At 49.1% G+C, this 6,397-nt stretch carries 6 protein-coding genes; 1 reads left to right on the forward strand and 5 read right to left on the reverse strand.

Translation table 11 applies throughout. The features are described 5' to 3' along the window. Positions 1 to 18: 18 nt before the first annotated feature. From DFR42_RS27815 to DFR42_RS27825, 3 genes are read right to left on the reverse strand one after another with little or no spacing between them, the layout of a single operon-like run. Positions 19 to 1,206, reverse strand: coding sequence for an NAD(P)/FAD-dependent oxidoreductase (locus DFR42_RS27815; protein ID WP_110258334.1), 1,188 nt, complete (start codon positions 1,204 to 1,206; stop codon positions 19 to 21). Between the two features lie 7 nt (positions 1,207 to 1,213). Beyond that, positions 1,214 to 1,378, reverse strand: coding sequence for a rubredoxin (locus DFR42_RS27820; protein ID WP_110258335.1), 165 nt, complete (start codon positions 1,376 to 1,378; stop codon positions 1,214 to 1,216). Positions 1,379 to 1,417: 39 nt separating this feature from the next. After that, positions 1,418 to 1,897: a rubrerythrin family protein gene (locus DFR42_RS27825; RefSeq protein ID WP_110258336.1), complete on the reverse strand. Its 480-nt coding sequence runs from the start codon at positions 1,895 to 1,897 to the stop codon at positions 1,418 to 1,420. A 271-nt stretch (positions 1,898 to 2,168) separates the two neighbouring features. On the opposite strand from DFR42_RS27825, the gene DFR42_RS27830 reads away from it, so the two are divergent. Next, the gene (locus DFR42_RS27830; RefSeq protein ID WP_110258337.1) at positions 2,169 to 4,478 is read left to right on the forward strand and encodes an NADP-dependent malic enzyme; all 2,310 of its coding nucleotides are present in this window, start codon (positions 2,169 to 2,171) and stop codon (positions 4,476 to 4,478) included. A gap of 64 nt (positions 4,479 to 4,542) precedes the next feature. Here the strand turns inward: DFR42_RS27830 and DFR42_RS27835 are convergent, their stop codons facing one another. Both DFR42_RS27835 and alkB read right to left on the reverse strand, forming a co-directional pair. Next, entirely contained in the window at positions 4,543 to 5,448 is a 906-nt protein-coding gene (locus DFR42_RS27835; RefSeq protein WP_110258338.1) for a 5'-nucleotidase, read from the reverse strand. A gap of 48 nt (positions 5,449 to 5,496) precedes the next feature. Further along, the gene (gene alkB / locus DFR42_RS27840; RefSeq protein WP_110258339.1) at positions 5,497 to 6,150 is read right to left on the reverse strand and encodes a DNA oxidative demethylase AlkB; all 654 of its coding nucleotides are present in this window, start codon (positions 6,148 to 6,150) and stop codon (positions 5,497 to 5,499) included. Positions 6,151 to 6,397 lie beyond the last annotated feature (247 nt).

Below are 6,397 nucleotides of genomic sequence, written 5' to 3' on the forward strand. Positions count from 1 at the left end.
ACTGCGTGTCTGGCTGATTCAGATAATGCGTGCTGCTTGTGCTTCTGTTAATTCCGCAAGCAGTGCATTTCTCGATTTGGCATCGTGCGGGGCGATTGCAAAGCCACGTAATTTTTTGCCCTCGTCAAAGTAGCGGCTGGTGGTGATGCCGTCCACATGGTCCGACTCCCAGACACCTGATTTGCTGACAGCAAACGCAGGTGGTATCAGCGCAACCGGGTAACTGGGCGTTTTGACCAGAACCGCAGCCAGTTTCATGTCTATAGTCGTCAACTGACCGCTCAGGCTCAGTGCAATCGCCCGCGCAGCAGTCATGATGGGGGCGACATAGGGCATCAGGCTATGGCTGCCATCTGCTTGTTTGTACTGCGCGCAATCACCAAGTGCAAATATGCCGGGCACACTGGTCTGGCCATATTCATTGATAATAATGCCGCGATCCGTTTGCAATTGTGCTGCCTGCGCGAGGCGTATATCTGCACGCAGGCCGACTGCTGACAAGACGACATCGGCATCAAAGCTCTCGCCATTGGACAGTCTTACCTGTAAGGCATTCCCCAGCACATCAATCTGGCTGGCAGTGGTGCCCAGTTTGAGTCGTACACCTTTTTCACTCAAGGCTGCATGCAAGCCTTGTGAAATAGCAGTTGGTGCCAGAGCTGCAAGTGGCAGTGCGTTCGGGTCTATCAAGGTGACTTCATGCCCTGCGCTGGCCAGATCATCGCTGAATTCACAACCTATCAAACCTGCGCCCAGTATAGTGACTCTGGCCTTGTCACCGGCTTGCGCCAGTTTGTCGCGAAAGACTGCATAATCATCCAGGTTGTTGACGGACAAGACCTTATCAGCTGCGTTGCCAGCGATAGGCAGTCGTATGGCTTGTGCACCAAGCGCCAGCACCAGTTGGGCATACTCAAAATCACCCGTCCTGGTTTGTATGGTCTGCGTTGCAGTATTGATGCCACTTACCTGAGTTTTAGTCAGGATAGTGGCATTCAGCTCTGCCGCCATCTGATCTGCCGTTTTACTTTGCAATTGCTGTGGCTGCTTGCTCATGGCAAAAGCATTCGATAGCATGGGCTTGGAGTAAAAGCTACCATCATCGCCAGTGAAGATCAGCAAGGGCGTGGTTTTATCAAGCTTGCGGAATTCTCTGGCGACTGTATAACCAGCCAGGCCCGAACCGATGATGGCGATGGGTTTCATGACTGCCTCAGATTTCTATCATATCAAAATCAGCTTTGGCGACGCCGCAATCTGGGCATTCCCAGTCTGCTGGAATATCATCCCAGCGTGTACCAGCGGCGATGCCTTCTTCTGGCAAGCCTTTGGATTCTTCATAGATAAAACCGCATACGATGCATTGGTAAGTTTTCATGGTGTCCTCTGTATTTTTTAATGAAATGTTTTTTGGGGCTCAGGCCTGATTGGCTTCCAGCACGGCGCGGTAATGATTGGCGTGGCGCTCTTCCACTTTTGCCAGCGCGGCAAAGCGCTTCGCTGCAATTTCTAAAGTCCGCTTAAAGTTTTCAGCGTGTTCCTTAGATTCTGTGATTTGCTCATCGTACTCAGCGACAGCAGCATGGTTGCCTTCTTCCACAGCGAGATGGCGGAATTTTGGGTACATTTCGGTATATTCATAGGTCTCACCTTCAATAGCAATTTCCAGGGCACGCTGTGGTGTCAACTGGCTTTTGGGGTAGAGCAAATCCAGATGGCCAAAGGCATGCATGACTTCTTGATCAGCGGTTGCTTCAAATGCTTCTGCAATGTCGATCGCCCCTGCTTCACGCGCCAGTTTGGCGAAATAGCGGTATTTGATATGGGCCATGGATTCGCCAGCAAAAGCGGATTCAAGGTTCTGGATGGTGACGGATGGGTTTGCCTGGGTGCTCATAATGCTCTCCTTGGTTATTTGCGGATGTTGTTTGCATTTGCTATCAACGTGGGATCTATAATAGATTTTAATAATCAACATTCAAAGACAATTGATTTTATTAATTCAATAGTTAAAGGCTATGGAATCTTGCTTAGCAGAATAAATTGCATTTGGTTATGCTAGAAAAGCATAAGAGTCGTACAAATACGTATAAAGTTAGAGGGTTCCCTCTGCTAGAATCTCTACCAGTAAGATTTCCGTAAGCAAAAATAGAAAGAAGGCCAAGCACATGGATTCGTCAGATCAAAAAGAGCAAATACGTCAACAATTGCGCCAGGCTGCGCTGGAATATCATGAATTCCCAACGCCAGGCAAAATCAGTGTCACTGCAACCAAGCAATTGACGAATCAACGTGATCTGGCTTTGGCGTATTCCCCTGGTGTCGCTGCCCCTTGTGAAGAAATCGTCGCCGATCCGACTGCGGCATTTAAATACACTGCCCGCGGCAACCTCGTGGGTGTCATTACCAACGGCACTGCGGTGCTGGGTCTGGGTAATATTGGACCACTGGCATCTAAGCCAGTCATGGAAGGCAAGGGCGTTCTTTTCAAGAAATTCGCCGGTATTGATGTATTCGATATCGAAATCAGTGAATCTGACCCCGACAAGCTGGTTGATATCATCGCTTCTCTGGAGCCTACATTTGGCGGTATCAATCTCGAAGATATCAAAGCACCGGAATGCTTCTATATAGAACGCAAACTGCGTGAGCGCATGAAGATACCGGTCTTCCATGATGACCAGCACGGTACTGCAATCATCGTTGGTGCAGCCATCCTGAATGGTTTGAAAGTCGTCGGTAAAACAATCAGGAACACCAAGCTGGTTGTTTCTGGCGCTGGCGCTGCGGCCTTGGCTTGCCTGGATTTGATCGTGGACCTTGGCTTCCCGCTGGAAAATATTTTCGTCACCGATCTGGCTGGCGTGGTCTATAAAGGCCGCGTCGAATTAATGGACCCGGACAAAGAGCGTTTTGCGCAAGAAACTTCAGCTCGTAGCCTGCGTGATGTTATGCCTGACGCCGATATTTTCCTCGGCTTGTCGGCTGCCGGTGTGCTCAAGCAGGATATGGTCAAGCTGATGGCGCCAAATCCCTTGATTCTGGCTTTGGCTAACCCTACACCAGAAATCCTGCCTGAAGAAGTCAAGGCTGTGCGCAATGACGCCATCATGGCGACTGGCCGCTCCGACTTCCCGAATCAAGTCAATAATGTTTTGTGCTTCCCGTATATTTTCCGTGGCGCTCTGGATTGCGGTGCAACCACCATCACACGTGAAATGGAAATCGCGGTTGTGCATGCAATTGCTGACCTGGCGCAAGCTGAGCAATCAGACGTCGTTGCTTCTGCCTATGGCATCAGTAATCTGTCTTTTGGTCCTGAGTACCTGATACCTAAACCTTTTGATCCGCGCTTGATGATCAAGATTGCTCCGGCAGTGGCAAGAGCAGCAGAGCAGTGTGGTGTGGCTGCACGTCCTATTCAGGATATGCAGGCTTACGTAGAAAAGCTGCAGCAATTCGTTTACCACAGTGGTACTTTCATGAAGCCACTGTTCCAGATCGCCAAAAAAGCACCGGATGATCGCAAACGTATTGTCTATGCGGAAGGCGAAGAAGAAAAAGTCTTGCGTGCGGTACAGGTCATCGTTGATGAAAAACTGGCGACACCTATCCTGGTGGGCCGTCCACACATTCTTGACCAGCGCATAGAAAAATTTGGCTTGCGTCTCAAGGCGGGTCAAGACTTCCAGGTGATCAACCCTGAGCAAGATGACCGCTATCGCGATTACTGGCAGACTTATCATCAGATGACTGCCCGCAAAGGTGTTACCGAGCAATATGCAAAACTGGAAATGCGCCGCCGTCATTCCTTGATCGGTGCCATGATGATCCATAAAGGTGATGCAGATGGCATGATCTGCGGCACTTTTGGTACAACTGGCCTGCATCTGAATTACATCAATCAAGTGTTGGGCAAGCGCGAAGGCGTGAATGTCTATGCCGCCATGAATGGTCTGGTCTTGCCTGACCGTCAGGTTGTGCTGGTCGATACACATGTCAATGAGAACCCGACGGCAGAACAAATCGCCGAGATCACGATTCTGGCGGCAGAAGAAATGCGCCGCTTTGGTTTGATGCCTAAAGCTGCCTTGTTGTCGCATTCAAATTTTGGTTCCAGCAATAGCGAATCGGCACAAAAAATGCGTGCTGCTCTGGCGCTTATCCAGCGCGATGCGCCTGACCTTGAAGTCGATGGTGAAATGCATGGTGACACCGCGCTCGATACCGCTTACCGCAAGAAAATGATGCCGGATTCGACATTGAAGAGTGATGCCAATTTGCTCGTCATGCCAAATATCGACGCAGCAAATATCGCGTATAACCTGTTGAAAACAACTGCAGGCAATAATGTTGCGATTGGCCCTATCTTGTTGGGTTGCGCCAAGCCTGTACATATTTTGACACCATCGGCAACGGTGCGCCGTATCGTCAATATGACTGCTTTGTGTGTAGTTGACGCGGTAGCGCAGCGTTAATCTGCCATCAGATGTAAAAAGCCAGCCTGATAAATCAGGCTGGCTTTTTTTATTTTGCGTCGATTTATTTTCCTTGTTTGACTGGCACGCGGCCAGTTGGCACGACATTCGACGCATGCAGGCAATGGCCATGCTGGTCATCAAAAAACATATGCGGTTTGAAAGCGGCCAGTACAGCCGACTTGTTGACGCCACCCATGAAGAAGGTTTCATCAATCGCGATATTCCAGGCGCGTAGTGTACGTATCACTCGCTCGTGTGCTGGTGAAGCTCTTGCTGTCACCAGGGCGGTACGTAAAGGGAAGGCGCGACCATCCGGAGTTTTGAAATTATTCTGCAAATAAGATAATGCAAGCAACAGTCTCGCAAAAGGTCCTTCTGGTAGAGGCTTCAAGGCATTTTCTCTTTCATGCTGCTCAAAGGCTTCCACACCTTGTTCCTGGTAAATTCGTTCTGATTCATCGGAGAAAATGACTGCATCGCCATCAAAGGCAATGCGGATTTGTTCGGGGTCTGCGGCATTTTCTGGCAGGCGATATAACATCGCCGATGCCACACCAGAATTGATGGCCGCTTGCACATCATCTTCATGCAGCGATAAAAACAGGCTGACATTAAAAGCCAGCAAGTAGGGCGCCAATGGCGAGCCGCCAGACAAGGCCGCACGCGTAATATCCAGACCATAATGCGCAATCGAGTTAAATATACGCAGAGAAGTCTCGGATGAATTGCGCGACATGATGACTACTTCTACCAGTCTGTGACCAGGCGTCAGATCATTGAGTTTCAATAAAGCCTTGACCAGGGCAAAAGCTGCCCCTGGTTTTAATATGCTGGTTTCTTCCTTAAGCTGATGCTGGCGATAGGCATCCAGGCCTTGTTCCTGAAAAATTGCTTCTTCCGCTTCCAGATCAAACAGGGCGCGGGAAGAAATTCCTATAACTAAAAGATTGTCTAGCGAAAATGGCATAGTGAATTGCTTGTCTTGTTATTTGGCGATTGAAAATCCGTGCTCTGTTTATGTAGCCTGGCGAAATGTCAGATTAATTCTTTGCGGTCCCAGTAATGGATGCGCTGCTTCTTTGATTAGTGCGACACCATGGTAACGCAATCTCGCCGGGCCACCCCAGACCACCACATCACCATGTGCAAGATAGTAACGCTGGACGGGATCGGTGCGCTGCATGCCTCCAAAAAGAAATGTCGCTGGTATCCCTAATGAGAACGACACGATAGGTGCCCCCAAATTTTTTTCATCCTTATCCTGATGAAGGCTAAGGCGTGACCTTTCCTGATATTGATTGATCAGGCAGCTATCAGGCTTGAAGCCGGGAAAGCCAGCTTCGTCTGCTGCTTGCACCGCTAGCGAATAAAAACTGTCAGGCATGGTTGGCCAGTGCTCACCATTTTCCGGGTCGTATGCGCTATAGCGATAACCTTCACTATCAGAAACCCAGCCCACTTCACCACAGCAAGTCATTGCGACTGACATGCGATGGCCATTGGGGGTACGCAAATGCCGGAAAGGGTGTTTGCTTGATATTTGCTGTATGCCATCCAGCAATGCAGTTTCGTGAGGTATTGAAAAATGCCTCAGTATCAGCGCGCCTTCGCAGATGGCTTCCGTCCAGGGCTGTACGTCACTTGCATCATCAAAGAGTGAATAGTTCATTGCGAGGCTTTTTTCTTACGTATCTTCATTTTATAGATTCATGATTAATATTTATATATAAGCCTAATTCATTTTTTATAAGTTTGGCGGCCTAAGTAAATTTCTCTTGCAAAGCCCCCCGTAAATTTGCTATAGTTCGCCTCCCGCTGAAGAGCGGGAAGAGAATGGAAGCAAAGTAACAAAGCTGGTGAAATGCGCGATTGAACAAATTGCAGAAAAAACTGGCAACTGTGAACACCGAACAACA

The organism is Undibacterium pigrum (assembly GCF_003201815.1).
Classification (GTDB): Bacteria; Pseudomonadota; Gammaproteobacteria; order Burkholderiales; family Burkholderiaceae_D; genus Undibacterium; species Undibacterium pigrum.

Bases quoted from the DNA above. Each gene is read 5' to 3' on its own strand.
- DFR42_RS27815 (WP_110258334.1), bottom strand. From the start codon at position 1,206: ATGAAACCCATCGCCATCATCGGTTCGGGCCTGGCTGGTTATACAGTC.
- DFR42_RS27820 (WP_110258335.1), bottom strand. From the start codon at position 1,378: ATGAAAACTTACCAATGCATCGTATGCGGTTTTATCTATGAAGAATCC.
- DFR42_RS27825 (WP_110258336.1), bottom strand. From the start codon at position 1,897: ATGAGCACCCAGGCAAACCCATCCGTCACCATCCAGAACCTTGAATCC.
- DFR42_RS27830 (WP_110258337.1), top strand. From the start codon at position 2,169: ATGGATTCGTCAGATCAAAAAGAGCAAATACGTCAACAATTGCGCCAG.
- DFR42_RS27835 (WP_110258338.1), bottom strand. From the start codon at position 5,448: ATGCCATTTTCGCTAGACAATCTTTTAGTTATAGGAATTTCTTCCCGC.
- alkB (WP_110258339.1), bottom strand. From the start codon at position 6,150: ATGAACTATTCACTCTTTGATGATGCAAGTGACGTACAGCCCTGGACG.